19 protein-coding genes, 1 tRNA gene and 1 riboswitch are annotated in these 15,626 nt (G+C 39.3%); of the genes, 15 read left to right on the forward strand and 5 right to left on the reverse strand.

Annotation, left to right across the window (positions count from 1 at the left end; all coding sequences use genetic code 11):
- Window positions 1-43: 43 nt before the first annotated feature.
- A complete protein-coding gene (locus tag CDZ94_RS00920; RefSeq protein WP_096434674.1) occupies window positions 44-637 on the forward strand; it encodes a hypothetical protein in 594 nt (197 codons plus the stop codon).
- A 3-nt stretch (window positions 638-640) separates the two neighbouring features.
- Window positions 641-1,717 (forward strand): MTH1187 family thiamine-binding protein, encoded by a 1,077-nt coding sequence (locus CDZ94_RS00925; protein WP_096434675.1) that lies wholly within the window; start codon window positions 641-643, stop codon window positions 1,715-1,717.
- Between the two features lie 188 nt (window positions 1,718-1,905).
- Here the strand turns inward: CDZ94_RS00925 and CDZ94_RS00930 are convergent, their stop codons facing one another.
- Window positions 1,906-2,091, reverse strand: a complete 186-nt coding sequence (locus CDZ94_RS00930) for a DUF2759 domain-containing protein (RefSeq protein WP_096434676.1) — start codon at window positions 2,089-2,091, stop codon at window positions 1,906-1,908.
- 274 nt (window positions 2,092-2,365) lie between these two features.
- Between CDZ94_RS00930 and CDZ94_RS00935 the strand changes: the two genes are divergently transcribed.
- Together CDZ94_RS00935 and CDZ94_RS00940 are read left to right on the forward strand one after the other, a co-directional pair.
- A complete protein-coding gene (locus tag CDZ94_RS00935) occupies window positions 2,366-2,998 on the forward strand; it encodes an MBL fold metallo-hydrolase (protein WP_096434677.1) in 633 nt (210 codons plus the stop codon).
- Window positions 2,999-3,250: 252 nt separating this feature from the next.
- Window positions 3,251-4,402, forward strand: coding sequence for a class I SAM-dependent methyltransferase (locus CDZ94_RS00940; RefSeq protein ID WP_096434678.1), 1,152 nt, complete (start codon window positions 3,251-3,253; stop codon window positions 4,400-4,402).
- Between the two features lie 59 nt (window positions 4,403-4,461).
- Here CDZ94_RS00940 and CDZ94_RS00945 read toward each other — a convergent pair whose 3' ends face one another.
- A complete protein-coding gene (locus CDZ94_RS00945; protein WP_096434679.1) occupies window positions 4,462-4,707 on the reverse strand; it encodes a DUF2626 domain-containing protein in 246 nt (81 codons plus the stop codon).
- Between the two features lie 488 nt (window positions 4,708-5,195).
- Between CDZ94_RS00945 and CDZ94_RS00950 the strand changes: the two genes are divergently transcribed.
- Window positions 5,196-5,639 (forward strand): YtxH domain-containing protein, encoded by a 444-nt coding sequence (locus CDZ94_RS00950; protein WP_096434680.1) that lies wholly within the window; start codon window positions 5,196-5,198, stop codon window positions 5,637-5,639.
- A 156-nt stretch (window positions 5,640-5,795) separates the two neighbouring features.
- Here the strand turns inward: CDZ94_RS00950 and CDZ94_RS00955 are convergent.
- Window positions 5,796-5,870, reverse strand: a tRNA-Gln gene (locus tag CDZ94_RS00955).
- Window positions 5,871-6,083: 213 nt separating this feature from the next.
- On the opposite strand from CDZ94_RS00955, the gene comGA reads away from it, so the two are divergent.
- The 9 genes from comGA (at window position 6,084) to CDZ94_RS01000 (ending at window position 11,193) form a co-directional block, all read left to right on the forward strand.
- Window positions 6,084-7,127, forward strand: coding sequence for a competence type IV pilus ATPase ComGA (gene comGA, locus CDZ94_RS00960; RefSeq protein WP_096434681.1), 1,044 nt, complete (start codon window positions 6,084-6,086; stop codon window positions 7,125-7,127).
- Window positions 7,120-8,157, forward strand: a complete 1,038-nt coding sequence (gene comGB, locus CDZ94_RS00965; protein WP_096434682.1) for a competence type IV pilus assembly protein ComGB — start codon at window positions 7,120-7,122, stop codon at window positions 8,155-8,157. Before comGA ends, comGB begins: the two co-directional genes overlap by 8 nt.
- Window positions 8,158-8,530: 373 nt before the next feature.
- Window positions 8,531-8,839: a competence type IV pilus major pilin ComGC gene (gene comGC / locus CDZ94_RS00970; protein ID WP_198520849.1), complete on the forward strand. Its 309-nt coding sequence runs from the start codon at window positions 8,531-8,533 to the stop codon at window positions 8,837-8,839.
- Entirely contained in the window at window positions 8,829-9,284 is a 456-nt protein-coding gene (gene comGD / locus CDZ94_RS00975) for a competence type IV pilus minor pilin ComGD (RefSeq protein WP_096434683.1), read from the forward strand. Before comGC ends, comGD begins: the two co-directional genes overlap by 11 nt.
- Before the next feature lie 13 nt (window positions 9,285-9,297).
- A complete protein-coding gene (locus tag CDZ94_RS00980; RefSeq protein ID WP_096434684.1) occupies window positions 9,298-9,597 on the forward strand; it encodes a hypothetical protein in 300 nt (99 codons plus the stop codon).
- Entirely contained in the window at window positions 9,566-10,051 is a 486-nt protein-coding gene (locus CDZ94_RS00985) for a ComGF family competence protein (protein ID WP_096440487.1), read from the forward strand. Before CDZ94_RS00980 ends, CDZ94_RS00985 begins: the two co-directional genes overlap by 32 nt.
- Window positions 10,041-10,433 (forward strand): competence type IV pilus minor pilin ComGG, encoded by a 393-nt coding sequence (comGG, locus tag CDZ94_RS00990; protein WP_096434685.1) that lies wholly within the window; start codon window positions 10,041-10,043, stop codon window positions 10,431-10,433. The genes CDZ94_RS00985 and comGG overlap by 11 nt, the downstream gene beginning before the upstream one ends.
- The gene (locus tag CDZ94_RS00995; protein ID WP_096434686.1) at window positions 10,430-10,942 is read left to right on the forward strand and encodes a shikimate kinase; all 513 of its coding nucleotides are present in this window, start codon (window positions 10,430-10,432) and stop codon (window positions 10,940-10,942) included. Before comGG ends, CDZ94_RS00995 begins: the two co-directional genes overlap by 4 nt.
- 53 nt (window positions 10,943-10,995) lie before the next feature.
- A complete protein-coding gene (locus CDZ94_RS01000) occupies window positions 10,996-11,193 on the forward strand; it encodes a YqzE family protein (protein WP_096434687.1) in 198 nt (65 codons plus the stop codon).
- Between the two features lie 182 nt (window positions 11,194-11,375).
- Here the strand turns inward: CDZ94_RS01000 and CDZ94_RS01005 are convergent, their stop codons facing one another.
- Both CDZ94_RS01005 and CDZ94_RS01010 read right to left on the reverse strand, forming a co-directional pair.
- A complete protein-coding gene (locus tag CDZ94_RS01005; protein WP_096434688.1) occupies window positions 11,376-12,188 on the reverse strand; it encodes a YqhG family protein in 813 nt (270 codons plus the stop codon).
- Window positions 12,175-13,842, reverse strand: a complete 1,668-nt coding sequence (locus tag CDZ94_RS01010; protein ID WP_096434689.1) for a DEAD/DEAH box helicase — start codon at window positions 13,840-13,842, stop codon at window positions 12,175-12,177. Before CDZ94_RS01010 ends, CDZ94_RS01005 begins: the two co-directional genes overlap by 14 nt.
- A 314-nt stretch (window positions 13,843-14,156) precedes the next feature.
- Window positions 14,157-14,255: riboswitch (glycine riboswitch) on the forward strand.
- 242 nt (window positions 14,256-14,497) lie between these two features.
- On the opposite strand from CDZ94_RS01010, the gene gcvT reads away from it, so the two are divergent.
- Window positions 14,498-15,595, forward strand: a complete 1,098-nt coding sequence (gene gcvT, locus CDZ94_RS01015) for a glycine cleavage system aminomethyltransferase GcvT (RefSeq protein ID WP_157812008.1) — start codon at window positions 14,498-14,500, stop codon at window positions 15,593-15,595.
- Window positions 15,596-15,626: the final 31 nt, after the last annotated feature.

Here is a 15,626-nt window from a genome sequence, read left to right on the forward strand (position 1 = left end):
AATTTCGCGAAATGTAGAGATCTTGAAAAAAAGGAGAGGGATTATGGGACATAATAAATTAGTCATCGGGTTGCCATTAGTAGTGATGATTGGATTATTTGCTTTTGGTTATTTTTCAATTTTGCAAGCAGATGAAGTACCTAATGAACAGCTCGATGAACGTACAGATTTATATTTGACATTAAACGAAGAAGAAAACCACGGTACAGTAGGCTGGGATTGGGAAACGATGCCTAGTGATGGTTTAGTGGGAGACGACTACATTGAAGTGATTTTGTACGATGACGATGGTGAAGTAATAAAGGCAGATGTCCAACAGATTGAACTTCAACTGTTACAAGGAGCTGACTCGATATACACTAGTGAGGAGTATGCAGAAAGTGAAGATGGGATACTGCTTTCTTTTCCTAATGCGAGTGAAGACAATCTAACGTATGGAAACCGCGGAATGATTCAGTTTTCCTACTCCACAGATGATCACCCAGTGACTCATGGAGAAGTCCGGTATTTGCATACATGGACTGAACACGGAGGAATAGACAATTTATCTCTATCGCAAGATCGCATTTCCTTTTCTTCAACAGATCCTGATTATTGGGTGATTCTTCGTTCGGCTGTAATGGAAGGAAGAGAATAACAGATGGTCCGGGGCCTTTCTTTCCAAAAAGGCATCATTTTTATGGGGAAAAAATATGTGTCCTGTTCTTATGAGCAAGGAGGGAAAATAAGAACCTGGGTAAAGCCAATAACGCCGGGGTCTATGCTTCAGATCGGAAAAATTGTGTATTCGTCTATGCCTGTTTGGTTCCACACTGTTCTAGTAGCTGTGATACTCTTAACAGTGTTTCCAGATCTGTATGAGTGGTGGACTGGGACGATACTGCTTTGGGGTGGATTGCCGATTACATCTGTACTAGTTTTTGCAGCAGGAACACATTTCTGGTTCCCGCGGGAGTTGAAGAAATATCATGGAGCTGAGCATAAAGTCTTTAGTTATCGTGGAAAAGTAAGTACCATCAACCAACGTCATATTGGCGATGCAAAAATTACGAACCGACATTGCTCCACCAACGCAATCGTTCTTTATTTTTTTACTTTTTTTATGATGCTAGTCGTTATGCTAGTAATAGGTTCAACCTTCGATGTAGCTTTTGATACTGCGGCATTGACAGCTATTTTTACGATGCCGCTAACAACGTACATGTTAAATCGAACAAAAGAAACATCTATCCATCGATTTTTCATCCGAATATCCTACGCATTACAGCTTTATGTGACGACAGCTAAACCAAACGACAAACATTTGAAGACCGCAATTCGATCCTACCGCAGACTGGCGTTTAAAGAGTTCCCGCACAAGGTAAAGGGAAAACAAAAGCATAAAACAAAGTCAAAGGAGCGATCGAACATGGTAATTGCTGACGTATCTATTATCCCTGTGGGGAAAGCTACGACAAGTGAGTCTGAACAAATTGCAAAAATTCAGGACACCCTTCAACAATATGAAGGAAAAATTTCATTTGAAGTTCATGCGATGAGTACGGTAATTGAGGCAGAGCTTTCGGTCTTATTTGAAGTCTTGCAAAAGATTCATGAAGCCCCTTTTGAAGACGGAATCCAACGCGTAGCAACAAATATTCGAATTGATGATAGACGTGATAAGTCCGATTCAATGAAAGAAAAAGAGGATCGAGTCAAGGGAGAAACAAATCACTAAGAAAAACGATACAAAAGCAACAAGCTTTATGGAAATAGCGTTAGCCTTCTTCGCATGTTTTAAAGTCTCAAGGATGCTTTTACCTGAGACGAGCGCTGTGAAGTTAGCTGTCCGCTGATATTTTCTGAGCTTATAAAAAAGAGAGTGCCTTTATGTTATGAAAGGCACTCTCTTTTTGAATGAAGCGACTACATCATCGCTCCACCGCCGCCGCGTACGATGTACGCGAAGATTGTCATCACTGAAAACCAACCGAAAACTGCTACAGTAACGGCTGCAAAACCGACAGCGAAGAAATTTTTGTTTTTCAACTCACGGAATAGACCGATGGCGGATAAAATGGTGACCAACAAGAAGATGATACCAAGTGCCATGCTTTCGCCTCCTTACGTATGTAAAATCATGCTTCTTCTCAAACGTAGAAACTTATATAAGTTCATGTTCAAAAGAAGGATAACAAAGCTAACAAAAAGGTTCGACAGCTATTATTCCAAACTTTTGAACAACCTCTATAAGTATAGCATAACCTAATTGCATATTTATTTTACTCGTTTTTCAACTTTTTGTCGAGTCCTGCTCTTCATAATTGGAAAAACGTTTTCATCGTAGTACAATAAAAATACATAAAAAACGAGGAGGGAGTATGAATTGAAATTTATACGAATGCCATTAGGTCCCTTACAAACAAATGGGTACCTGGTACATAACGAAAAAGATGCTGTTTTTATTGACCCAGGTGCTGAAGGTGAGAAAGTTATCACGGCCATTGAAGAAGCAGGGGTAACACTGCAAGCCGTCATCCTCACTCACGCTCACTTTGATCACATTGGTGGCGTTGAGAGGTTAGTACAGCATTTTGATGTTCCGTTGTATGTTCACAAGGAGGAAGCAGAGTGGTTGAAAGAGCCTGCGAAAAATGGTTCCAGTTTATTTCCTGGCATCGAACCAATTAGTGTAACATGGACTCCGAAGCTACTTTCAGGAGAAGGGGAATGGAAAGTGGGACCGTTTTCGTTTCAAATGTTTGAAACACCAGGGCACTCGCCAGGTAGTATTTCCTTTTATATGTCTGATGAAAATATTATTTTTTCAGGAGACATTCTTTTTCAAGGAGGGATAGGAAGGACTGACCTTCCGGGTGGCAGTATGGACACACTTCTCAGTACTATTCATTCAAAACTCCTAACCCTTCCTGATGAAACCACTGTAGCCAATGGACATGGCCCAACGACGACAATCGGGGAAGAAAAAGAAATGAACCCGTTTTTAAATGGGTTTTAATTAGGTGAAATCACTCGCTTCAGGGCGGGTGTTTTTTTGAGTTGGAGTTTGTTGCTTTTTGAGCGTTTTTTCAAAGCTGTCACGCTATGCGTGACAGGGCAAGCATGCGCTTGCCTAACGCTCAAAAACAAAAAGCAACAATCGTTTAGAAACGAGCCCTTGAGTTAAAAATTCGCTGTACTAAAGAGAAAAGTGTCGAAAGAGGGGATTCGTTTCTAATCCTAGAATGTGTTGGATAAAAGGAGGGATCTTTTGAAAAAGTTTTGGGTAGATCTCATAAAATCTCAGCCTGACGAGGCTTTAGCCTATCATGATTTTATCGAACACGCTTTATATCACCCAAAAGTGGGTTATTATATGAACCCGAACATTAAACTAGGAATCAAAGGGGATTTTTATACGAGTAATCACGTTCACCCGGTTTTTGCCTGGACATTTGCCCGTTTTTTTTCTGATGTTATCGAAAAGGAGGAATTGCAGCCAACAATTTTAGAGTGGGGAGCAGGAGAAGGGCGTTTTTGTTTGAATGTGTTAAATTATTTTCGCGAAAAAATGCCGGATGTATATGAGAAACTGTCTTACTTAATTGTAGAAGCGAGCGAGTATCATCGAAAGCAACTGTATAAAATTGTGGAAGAACATCAGGATAAAGTAGCCGTGTATGCAAGTTTTGATGAATTGAAAAAAGCAGACTATTATGGTGAAGGAGTTGTTTTTTCAAATGAACTTGTGGATGCTTTTCCAGTCCATGTTGTGGAAAAGAACGCAGATGGAAATCTTGATGAAGTATTTGTGACATTAAAAGAAGGTCACCTCGCAGAAACGAAGATGACTTGTGAGAACAAAGAGCTTTTGGGTTGGGCCGAACAATACGGTCCGAGAGTACCAATTGGGCACCGTACCGAAATTTGTTTACAAATGAAGAAATGGATTTCTGACATTTCTGAGTGGTTAAAGCGTGGGGTAGTCGTTACGGTTGATTATGGTTATTCAAATGAGGAAAAAAGCAGTCCTGCATTAAAAGATGGTTCCCTTCGAGGGTATAAGGAGCACAAAATGATAAAGAACCCTCTATTATACCCAGGAGAGATGGACCTCACTGCTCATGTTCAATGGGATGCGTTTAGGAAGTTGGCCGAAGAAAATGGTTTGGAGATCCTTATTCATGATACACAAACGCAATTCTTATTAAAGTCTGGTCTCTTTTCATTTTTACAAACCTCTATAGAATATTCAAATCCTTTTTCAACTCAGATGAAGCAAAACCGAGCAATCCAGTCTCTTGTTTATCCGGGTGGAATAAGCCAAGCGTTTCAAGTGAACGTTTGTACAAAGAAGTTAACAAAAAGGGAGCGGTATCGTTATTACACGGAAGATCCTTATGCAGTAAAAGAAAACCCATAATTACGGAAAAAGACCTCGAGCTAAGAAGCCCGGGTCTTTGTGGGTTAGCGTAGTATGGATTAATGTCCGCCAACTCCTGGTACCATGATGAAAGTGGTGTAGTAAGTAAACCCAACGAAAAATAACGTTAAGTATGCGCCGAAGATGTAAATGTATGTACGCTCAGTCAGTTTCAGGTAGCTTAACGCTAAGAAAACGCCTGTTTGACCAAAGAACAACATCGCCATCTCGTGCATCTCACCAACCAAAAAGAGAACGGCCATTATTCCGGTCCAAAAACTAATTACTCGGAACATGCGATCCATGATGCATCCCTCCTTTTATGTAGGTAAGCAATTTTGATAGTGATAGTATGCATAATTCAATACACTTTATTATAGAACGTATTTGTCCTTTTGTAAATTAAAACTCTGTCGAATCATTTTAGGTTTATGAAAAGGGCACCTGAAAATGAAAGCTTTATTATACGTTTCCCAATTGGGCTTCTATTTATAAGGCTGTTTTCGTAAAACTGTTGCTTTTTGAGCATTTTTTATAACTATATCGCTTTGAATAACAGGGCAAGCACCTGCTTGATATAAGGCTCTTTTTCTGTTACTTTAGGTATCTTAAACGGTCAAAAAACGACCTTTTGATACACTTTAGTGGCGAATAAAGGAGAATATCTTTTATAAAAGATAAATAAAGAAGGGAGGATTTTTGTTTACAAAAGAAGAAATTAAGGTAAAGAAATAATATATAAATTTTTTGAGCTATGTAATACAATTACAAATAGTCTTGGGAGGGTAATAATATGAGTAAAATGGATACGAAAGATTTTATTATTGGAGCCGTAGTAGGTGGAATTGTTGGAGCTTCAGCAGCGATGCTAGTCGCACCAAAGTCAGGTAAAGAGTTGCGTGCAGACATTAATGACAAAGCAACGACTGCAAAGGACAAAACAGTAGAGTTCACAAACGTTGCTAAAGAAAAAGGAAACGAGTATTCTCAAATCGCAAAAGAAAAGTCCGGTGAATGGAGTGAAGTGGCCAAAGAACAATGGAATCGGGTCGCTGACAAAACGTCTCGCTTAACTGATAAAGCAAATTCATTGAGTGATGAAATGACATCAGATGTAAAAAACATGATGGAGGAAGAAAAAGAAGAAGGACAAAAGCTTGCTAACCAAGTCATAAAAGAAATTGAAGAAACACGAGATAAACTAAAAGATGACGTTACGGAACTTAATAGTAAATAAACCCTCTAAATAGGAGGTATAAGCGAAGTTATCGTTCACGTCTCTTTTTTTCGCATTATATTCTAAAAAGAGTTCATGAAATTACCCTTAACTAGAAGAGAGTGTCCTAAAAGGATTGTTTTCACCTTTGGGGACACTCTCTTCATCATTTATGTATGGTTGGGATGGCAGGATTTGAACCTGCGAATCACGGAGTCAAAGTCCGTTGCCTTACCCCTTGGCTACACCCCAAAGTGAGCACAATAATAGGGTGGCTATAAACAAAAAAAATATACAAAATAATTCACGAAAAAAGAAGGAATTTCTGATTTTATGTTGAATTAACTTACAAAAGTGGCTTGTTTGATAAGCAGGCGAAAGCAAGCCAAGATACGACAACTATGTCTAGAGGACTTTTTGAACAACCTCTAAAGTTATTTAATTTCATAAAGGTGGGTGATGCCCATGGATGTTGAACAACATGCAAAACGAGTGTTGAATGATGCTGCTCAAAACCGGGCTTCTGATATTCACATTTTACCCCAGCGCTCGAAAGGCGTTATTCGTTATCGCATTGACGGGGAGCTGGTAGATGCCAAAGTGACATCTACAGCGATGCTGCAAAAACTGATTGCGCATTTGAAGTTTTTATCCGGAATGGATATTGGTGAACGTAGAAGACCCCAAAACAGTTCACTAGAAATTATGATCCAAAATCAACCCTACGCCCTTCGTCTTTCCACATTTCCGATGACTTACTCCGAAACTCTTGTTATCCGCCTGCTTCATCAAGGAAAAATCCCTTCGATATTTGAACTTGCCTTATTTAAATCACAAGCTCGAAAAATGGTCCAACTCTCTTATGCTTCTTATGGGCTTATTCTAATTTGCGGCCCAACTGGCTCCGGTAAGACAACCACATTATATTCTCTTATGAACGAAAGCCTCCAAACAGAAAAACGAAACATAATCTCTCTTGAAGATCCTGTTGAACAACAACACGATGAATTTCTGCAAATGGAAGTGAATGAAAAGGCAGGTGTGACCTATGCAAATGGCTTGAAGAATGTTCTTCGTCACGATCCTGATGTGATCATGATTGGGGAAATTCGTGATGAAGAAACGGCTCAAATGGCTGTTCGAGCTGCTATGACAGGTCACCTTGTGTTATCCACGTTGCATTCATCAACACCGACAATGGCGATTAGAAGGCTGGCTGAGTTCGGGCTTTCATCGTCAGACATTCAGGAGACGCTTTTAGCTGTGAGTTCACAATCATTATTAAAGCTGGCTTGTCCGTTGTGTGGAAAGGAGTGTAATTACCTTTGTTATCGTCAACGGAGAAGAGCCGCCATTTTTGATATCCTAACCGGGCCTGCGTTAACAACGTATATGACAGAGAAAAAATCACCAAATTCGATGCAATCTCAGCTAATGAAAAAAGCATTTGCCTTAGGTTATTTATCTGATTGTGAAAAGGAGAGGTGGGTGAGACGTACGTATGTTTAGTATCAAAGGAAATAAGCCTTTTAAAAGTCATTATGACAAGGGGGATTGGTTACAGCAATTGGAGGCTCTCGTGAATGAAGGGTACCCATTAAAAGAATCGCTCCATATTTTAGCTCAGTACTATAAAGGGAAATCCCGAGAGATGATTCTTGACCTTAATGAAGCCTTACTCCAGGGAGAAGGCTTCGCTGAGCAATTAGGACGGTATGGGTTCTCGAAGGAAGTTACCAATTATTTATCAATTATGGAAAAACACGGTGACTTGCAAAAGGGCTTGCAGACGACGGCTGCATTGTGTTTTACGAAGCACGACCTTATAGAAAAAGGAAGAAAATTATTGCAATACCCATTAATCATGCTGAGTTCTCTTATCCTCCTCGTTACAATTGTCTTACGCTCGATTGTTCCTCAATTTGAAGATTTTTTCTTCCAACTAGATCAAGAGCTTCCTGTGATGACAAAAGTATTGTTCGCCTCTCTTTCAATTATTGACTTGCCTTTCTTAGTTGTAATAGCAATTGTAGTGAGCATCGTGTTTTGGAAAATGAAATCTTTGCCTTCGTATAAGCGGATAAAAATCATGATGAAAGTTCCAATTCTCAATAGCTATGGACGAAGGATTCTTACCTATTTGTTTGTATCGCAGCTTGCACCAATGCTGGAGAATGGTATGTCTTTAAACAAGGCACTAAAGATGATGGCAGCTGATAGTCAGTTTCCCTTTTATCAATACGAAGCAGAAACAATCAGGAGTGATATCCAACGAGGTCTTCCTTTTTCGGAAGTAGTAGGAGAACGGTCTTGGTATGAGCCACAGCTAGTAACGGTTATAGCATTGGCAGAAGCAAAAGGAAAAGTGGGGGAGGAACTAATGAGGTATGGTATGTTTTTATTTCATCGTCTTACGCATCAGCTTCAGCAACTCGTTCAACGACTTCAGCCAGTCTTGTATATCGTTGTTGGAGGATTTGTTTTACTTTTGTTTATGTCTCTTATGCTTCCTGTATTTCAAATGACTGACACTTGGTAAAGTTCAAAACCGCCCTGTAGTGAAAGAGACCAACAGTTTTTCCGTGACTTAGTTGTATACTTTATGACCTCTTTTTAAGGAGGTGCATCAAATTGATATTGAATCCACCGTAAAAAATTGATCTTTTCTTCAGTTAATTCCCTTTGAAGTTAAGAACGAAAATCTTCAACAAGCCTTTCATAGAATTCGTGTTCGTGTGAACCTCTCAAGATCAGCCCCCCCCCCTTAAATTCCCATTATAAAACATTGTGATCTACTAATGAGAAAGCAAGAAACAAACATATTTCAAAAACACCAATATTTATAGGAGGTGATTACTAAACATCTTGCTTTTAGGTATTGGGTTAAATCGAGGTAAAAAAAGGAGGAAAAAATGAAAGGATTTTTGAAGGAAGAGAAGGGGTTTACCTTAATTGAAATGGTTATTGTGTTAATGATTATCAGTGTTCTTCTCTTGATAGCTGTTCCTAGTTTGACTAAAAACACAGAGGTCGCAAACAAAAAAGGCTGCGAAGCAACGGTAGAAATGGTTCAAGCTCAGGTGGCGTCTTATGAAGTAAGCACCTCAGAAAAGCTCACTGATTTAGCAACGCTAGAATCTGAAGGGTATGTAGATCGGATTAAGTGTCCTGATAATCGGAGCTTAACATTAACCGACGGGGTAGTCGGAGTTGAAGATTGACCTGTTTCATGCATATACAGAAAAAGGCTATACACTTATAGAAATACTCGTAGTAGTAAGTCTTTTGTCAATTCTATTACTTATCGCTGTTCCCCAACTAAAGCAGGAAAATGTTTTTGAGGAAGTAGAAGGTTTTTTTACCACTTTAGAAAAAGATCTATACAATGCGCAAATGAAAGCTATTACAGACGGAGCAGCAGTGTTTTTTATTTTTGATCCCATAGACCACTCCTATACGATCCGCCAAGGGTTGACGACGATAGAGAAACGTCAATTTCCAATAGGTCTAGAGCTTAGAGGGACATCGCTGGGGTATAGCAATCTTCGCTTCTTAGCTTCAGGAAATATTAGGCAGTCTGGCACTTTCACATTTCTTTATGAAGAGCATTTATTCAGGCTTGTGTTTGTGTTTATGAGGGGACGTTTTTATATTGAGGGATTGTAGAGGGTTTACTTTGATGGAAGTACTCATTAGTCTTGTCACATTGTCGGTCCTAGGAGCAACGATGTTACCTGCTTATTCCTACTTAAAACATGAACGAATGGCATTAGTTCAAGAACAGTATGTAAACGAAAAGCTGTATGACCTCATTCAGCAACATCGCTATGACAAAGATGCTTCTAAAATATCTTCTTTAGAACGTGAAGGTAGGGAGTATATTGTTGATTGGATTCAAAATGAAGACAATATTTGGGAGGTGTGTATCACATGGACGGTATTAAAAAATGAACAGCGAACACGATGTTTACACGAATAAACGTAAAGAACAAGGTTTTACCCTTCTTGAAGTTCTCACTACTCTCGTACTCCTGTTTTTGATTTCCTCGCTTCTCCTATCAATCTTCCCATTGCTGCATCAGAACGAAAATAACCGTTCATACCATGAAGAAACAGCTCTATTTTTCATCCAGTTACAATTAAAAATACGTAATAGTGATATGTTTTGGATTGATAGCGGAGGAAGACGACTTGTTCTTCTGGTAAAAGAAGGTAGTGACGAGCAAATGGAGTCATTTATCCTTCATAACCAGCGTGTTGTAAGACAAGTCGAAGGAGCCGGATATGATGTGTATTTAGAAGGAGTCAACGATATTTATTTTACTGAAGTTAACCGAGGGGTTGAAGTGGTTATAGAAAATACACAAAATAAACAGTATACTAAAAGGCTTAACCACATGAATTCTAAGGCTGGTGAAGAACATGAACAATGAACATGGATTTGTTTTGTTGATGACAGTCTTAATTATGTTTTTGTTGAGTGGCTTGATTCTTCATCAAAGTAAGTTGCTCGTTACCGAGCGGGAATTCACGAATAATTACCGAGAATGGGTGATAATGGACACACTTCTTCAAAGAGGGAGAGAGGAAGTTGCCACATTGATTCTTCAGGATCATGATGGTACGTTGTTGATAAGTGAAAATGTCACAGAAAATGGCACAATTCAATATGACATTGTCCCATTGGAGAACGACCAAGCACATGTTACTTTAAAAGTAAAAACTAGCGGAGGAAATGATCGCATGGGGACATTTACGATTGATTTAAAAACAGGCGTTGTGTCTGATTGGAGAGAGGGAAAGGTGGTTTCGTGACAACAATTAACACAAATTATAATGTTTATTTAGTAGGGTTTATGGGAGCGGGTAAAACGACGATTGGCCAGTCTCTTGCTCATAAACTAGGTCTTGATTTTATTGACTTAGACTCACGTATCGAAGAAAATTTAAACCTTACGATTCCTGGCATTTTTGAAACATACGGGGAAAAGGGATTTCGGGATTTAGAAACGGAAGCCTTGCGCTATTCCAGTGAGCGTAAGGCAGTTATTTCTACAGGCGGGGGTATTGTTGAGAAGGAAATAAATATGGGCATCATGAAAGGAAATGGCAGGATTATTTTTTTAGACGCTCCATTTAAAGTGTTGTACGAGCGAATTAAAATGGATCCGAACCGCCCCCTTGTCAAAGGAAAAAGGGAAGAACTTGAGGAAAGGTTTTTAAAAAGGCGTAAGCGATATGAACAAGCTAATTACATCATAGATACGGATGAATGTTCACCAAAAGAAGTGGTAGATGAAATTGTATTTTTCCTCAATGAATAACGAACGTGTATAACGGATAGACTGTTGAGGATCAAGTGAAGCAGGTGATTCCAATGAAAACAAATGACTACGTAAAGTTTGTAACGCAACAATTTGTCGAATATGTTGATCAGCCTAAAGGTGAACGACAAAAAATGCGCCAAAAAAAAAAGGAAGCAAGACCGCCCATGTTGCATCGTTGGTTCGGGCTCATTCCTTTTTCATGCTTCCTAATTTACAAAAATAATAAACAAAAGTTCGTGAAACGGTAACTTGTTCACATGAAGGTATCTCATAAAGTTAAACATTGAGATACCTTCTTTTTGTCGTTTAGTAAGCAAATAAAAGGGAGGAAAAGACCTTTTATGGATAAAAGATCAACAGCTACCTTCATGCCACTCGTCTCAAGGGAAAAGAATCATCGAAAAACATGCGGCGGAAGCTAACGCTGTTTTTACTTTGATAAAGTTAGTGGGTGGTGGTGCAGGTAAAATAGCCCCCCGTTTATTACTGATATTCGGATTTTAGGTTCATATTGTCTTTGAATCGCTGATTTTTCTATTGCATAGCTTTCAGGTTTTTCGTCATTTCCGCCATAAAATGTTTCCAACAAAGCGATGTCTTTCTCCATTTTTGTTTTTGCCTCTTCAGCCCAGCCATGTTCTTCTAGCATGACTTCACTTTTAATATGGTCTTGTATACGAGCGATTCCTCGTTCGGGCTTTATTAACGGAGAAACGGTAAAACAATAGTCTGGAATTTTCAATTCCAAAGGAAATTTGGTTACACATTCAGTAAAGGATTGAATCATTTCCCCGTTAATTAAGCTAAGACCTATTGATAAAAATCGATCTTTTTTCTTCTCTGCCTCGTACGATATTTTTAAATTCATATTTAGCCAAGGGCGAAGGGGAAGAGACTGAGTGTGGTTTGTCTTCTGATCGATCTTTTCATACATTTTTACGTGAGATCCAAGCTCTTTAGCAAAGTTGAAAACTTGATGAAGGCGGGGAGAGCCAAAATGGACACGTTCCCCTTTCAGGTCAGCGGGTGCTTTTGATTCATCGGTAATTAAGGTTAACTTCATTGGGTTAGGGACACCGCCGATTTTTTCTAAGTACTGCCAGTAAAAAGGGCGGTTCATTAACCCTTTATCCATGTCAACAGAGAGCTGGATATGAAGGTGACCGGCGCTTTCTTCCAAGATAGGGCTGTCATTTTCGGTAAAAAACTTCTTAAGATAATGATGAACGTCAGTCTGCAACACGGGCCTCATCCTCTCGCTTGGAATCAATGTAAGCAGTCAAGTTATCGAGCTTTACTTTGACTTCACCTTCTGTTTCTGAGTGACTCAAGATATTGGTGATGTGTGATTCTAACTCCTCTTCTTTCATCTTTTCCAAGATGTCGTCAAGCTTCCCGATCACTTCTTCAAACAAACCAATTTTTTGATAGAGTGTTCTCATAATATGGTCTTCAACTGTATTTTGGACAGCAAAGTTGTAAATGTGGACGTCTTGTTCCTGACCAAGACGGTGGATACGACCAATTCGCTGTTCAATACGCATAGGATTCCAAGGAAGGTCATAATTGATCATGTGGTGGCAAAATTGCAAGTTGATCCCTTCACCGCCAGCCTCTGTGGCAATTAAAACTTGTGCGTGATCTTTAAACAGTTGTTTCATCCAATCTTTTTTACTTCGTTTAAATCCTCCCCGAAAAGGGACAGCTTTAATTCCGTGTTGAGCAAAATACCATTGTAAATAGAGTTGAGTCGCCCTATATTCAGTGAAGATGATAACCTTATCATCAATGGATTGTACAAGTTTTAAAGCCTTCTCTGCCTTGGCGTGACGAGTTACTCCTTCAACCATTTTCATGACACTTTGGAGTTCTTCTTTTAAAGCAGGGGCTAACTCTTCTTGTTCGAGAAGTCCTTTTAGAGTCATGAAAACTGCTTCCCGGCTAGAACAGCACTCCCGTTGCAGGGTGAGGACAGTAAATGGAAATAAACTCCATTCGTGTTGACTGCTCCATTGATTTTTTAAGCGTGTCACCGCTTCGTAAAGTTGTTTTTCTTCTTCGGAAAAATCAACCTCGACAGTGTTCACCAATCGTTTTGGCCAGTCCATCTCTGAATCTGTTCTTCGGTTTCTAATCATTACCTTTTGAACAAGGTGCCTAAGTTCCTCATGCTCATCCGCATTTTTGAATTCTTTTGAAAATCTGTCTTCGTTGCCAAGATGACCTGGCTTTAAAATAGAAATTAAATGAAATACTTCGCTTAAGCGATTTTGTACGGGAGTTGCTGTTAAGAGCAGACAAAACTTCTTCTTTAAATTTCGGACAAACTGATAGTTTTTTGTGTTTTTGTTCTTTAGTTTATGGGCTTCATCGATAATGATCATGTCATAGTCTTGTTCATAAATCGTTTTTCGGTGTGGTTCTCGTTTTGCTGTATCGATCGAGCTTACGATCACATCACACCGATCCCACACATAATGTTTACGTTGTTCAACAGCAGGAATAAAAAATTTTTCGTTTAATTCTTGGCACCATTGGGATACAAGAGATGCAGGTACGAGAATCAAAACTTTTTTTACTAAACCTCGAATCATATATTCTTTTAAAATAAGACCTGCTTCGATTGTTTTTCCAAGTCCAACTTCATCGGCTAAAATAGCTTTCCCGTTCATGTCTTTCAGCACTCGTTCGGCAGCTTCCATTTGGTGAGGAAATATGGTTAAGTGCGGTAAATGCCGCGGGGACTGGAGGCCGTCAAAGTCATCGATAATTAGTTCTTTTTCAGCTTCTAATGTCATCGCAAACATATCCCATTTTGACCAGGGACCATTCTCCTTAACGCGTTCAACAAAAGAATTTGTCCACGTAGAATCAAAAACAATTTGAGGTGTATGCATTCGTTTAGCTCCTTTCACTGCTTGATAAATGAAAAAATGGTTCTTTTATTTGAAATTATCAAACGATGTTATTGCCATTTAAAATAAGAAAATGGTACGATAGAATTGCATGAGCACGTGATTTGTTTCTTTTATAGGTGCTTGTTCAAAACGGAGCATAAAAAGAGACGAATAGGCCGAGCGATACTTAGTAGAAGCTCCTTTAGTACGATGACAGCTATTTTTAGTGGATTTTTTGAACATCCTCTTATACTATGTCCTAAATTTAGCTATAGTATGAACCGAAGCCCTTTATTGTTAACTACATAACGCGAATGAAAGCAAGGGGAGAGATCGTTTTAGAAAAACGACGCCGAAGGAGCAAGCAGCCTTACCTCTGTGAATCTCTCAGGCAAACAGACTCTTGCTAGACGCAACTCTGGAAAGTGCTTGCACATGCTTTGTGCGGGTCACCCATGGGGACACTTTCGTTACGAAAGGAAACTCTCAGGTACATCAGACAGGGACCTCAGGATAAAGGGGGTTTTCTGTCTTTTTTTGTAGAAAGAAAATGGGTCTAATAAGTCAAATACTCTTTTTATGAAAAAGAGGCAGGAAAGAAAGCGGTTTTTTTAACCACTGCAAGCGTTTACAAAAAAATCGGAGGTGCATAGCATTGGGTAGTAAAACACCATTGTATGACGTGTACAAGGATCAGGCAAAGACGATTGATTTTGGCGGGTGGGATTTACCTGTTCAATTTTCAAGCATCAAAGAAGAACATGAAACGGTAAGAAAGAAAGCTGGTTTGTTTGATGTATCCCACATGGGTGAAATTGAAGTTAAGGGAAATGGCGCACTAAAGTATCTTCAAAGTGTTCTTACGAATAACGTGGAAAAAATAAAAGTTAACGGCTGCCAATATACAGCGATGTGCTATGAAAACGGTGGTACAATTGATGACCTCGTTTACTACAAGCGTGGTGAAGGTGACTACTTGCTCGTTGTCAATGCATCGAATGTGGAAAAGGACTACGATTGGTTAGCTTCTCATGCGGAAAAATATGATGAAGTAGAGATTGTGAATGTTTCTAACGACTTTGCTCAAATTGCGATTCAAGGACCTTTAGCTGAAAAAATTCTTCAAAAAGAAACAGCTACGGATCTATCGGAAATTACCTTTTTCAAATTCCGCGATGGCGTTGATATTGGTGGGATGAAAGCTCTCGTGTCAAGAACCGGTTACACTGGAGAAGACGGTTTCGAAATTTACTGCAGTCCGGAAGATGCAGCTAAACTTTGGAATTTGTTACTGAAAGTAGGCGAGGAAGAAGGCATTCAACCATGTGGACTTGGTTCTCGTGATACTCTTCGCTTTGAAGCACGTCTTGCTCTTTACGGACAAGAATTAACAAAAGACATTACTCCACTTGAAGCAGGGATTGGTTTTGCGGTAAAAACAGACAAGGAAGCTGATTTTATTGGCAAGAAAGTTCTTAAACAGCAAAAAGAAGAAGGCGTTTCTCGTAAACTCATAGGGATAGAGATGATTGACAAAGGGATCCCTCGTACTGATTATGAAGTATTTAAAGATGGGGAGAAAATTGGCTTTGTAACAACGGGTACTCAGTCACCGACGCTCAAAAAAAATGTTGGCCTTGCAATTATTGATAAAGAATATACCGGTTTAGATACAGAAGTAGAAGTACAGGTAAGAAAGCGCCGCCTTAAAGCAAAAGTGGTTGCAACACCATTTTACAAGCGGTCCAACTAGAAGAAAATCAATGGGAAGGGGAGAATAACCA

The sequence above is a fragment of the Alteribacter populi genome (assembly GCF_002352765.1).
In the GTDB taxonomy this organism is placed as follows: Bacteria; Bacillota; Bacilli; order Bacillales; family Salisediminibacteriaceae; genus Alteribacter; species Alteribacter populi.

Coding starts and splice junctions, on each gene's coding strand:
- CDZ94_RS00925 (WP_096434675.1), top strand. CDS start 641: ATGGTCCGGGGCCTTTCTTTCCAAAAAGGCATCATTTTTATGGGGAAA.
- CDZ94_RS00945 (WP_096434679.1), bottom strand. CDS start 4,707: ATGGATCGCATGTTCCGAGTAATTAGTTTTTGGACCGGAATAATGGCC.
- comGA (WP_096434681.1), top strand. CDS start 6,084: ATGGATGTTGAACAACATGCAAAACGAGTGTTGAATGATGCTGCTCAA.
- comGG (WP_096434685.1), top strand. CDS start 10,041: ATGAACAATGAACATGGATTTGTTTTGTTGATGACAGTCTTAATTATG.
- comGC (WP_198520849.1), top strand. CDS start 8,531: ATGAAAGGATTTTTGAAGGAAGAGAAGGGGTTTACCTTAATTGAAATG.
- CDZ94_RS00920 (WP_096434674.1), top strand. CDS start 44: ATGGGACATAATAAATTAGTCATCGGGTTGCCATTAGTAGTGATGATT.
- CDZ94_RS00950 (WP_096434680.1), top strand. CDS start 5,196: ATGAGTAAAATGGATACGAAAGATTTTATTATTGGAGCCGTAGTAGGT.
- CDZ94_RS00930 (WP_096434676.1), bottom strand. CDS start 2,091: ATGGCACTTGGTATCATCTTCTTGTTGGTCACCATTTTATCCGCCATC.
- CDZ94_RS01010 (WP_096434689.1), bottom strand. CDS start 13,842: ATGCATACACCTCAAATTGTTTTTGATTCTACGTGGACAAATTCTTTT.
- CDZ94_RS01000 (WP_096434687.1), top strand. CDS start 10,996: ATGAAAACAAATGACTACGTAAAGTTTGTAACGCAACAATTTGTCGAA.
- comGB (WP_096434682.1), top strand. CDS start 7,120: ATGTTTAGTATCAAAGGAAATAAGCCTTTTAAAAGTCATTATGACAAG.
- CDZ94_RS00985 (WP_096440487.1), top strand. CDS start 9,566: ATGAACAGCGAACACGATGTTTACACGAATAAACGTAAAGAACAAGGT.
- CDZ94_RS00980 (WP_096434684.1), top strand. CDS start 9,298: ATGGAAGTACTCATTAGTCTTGTCACATTGTCGGTCCTAGGAGCAACG.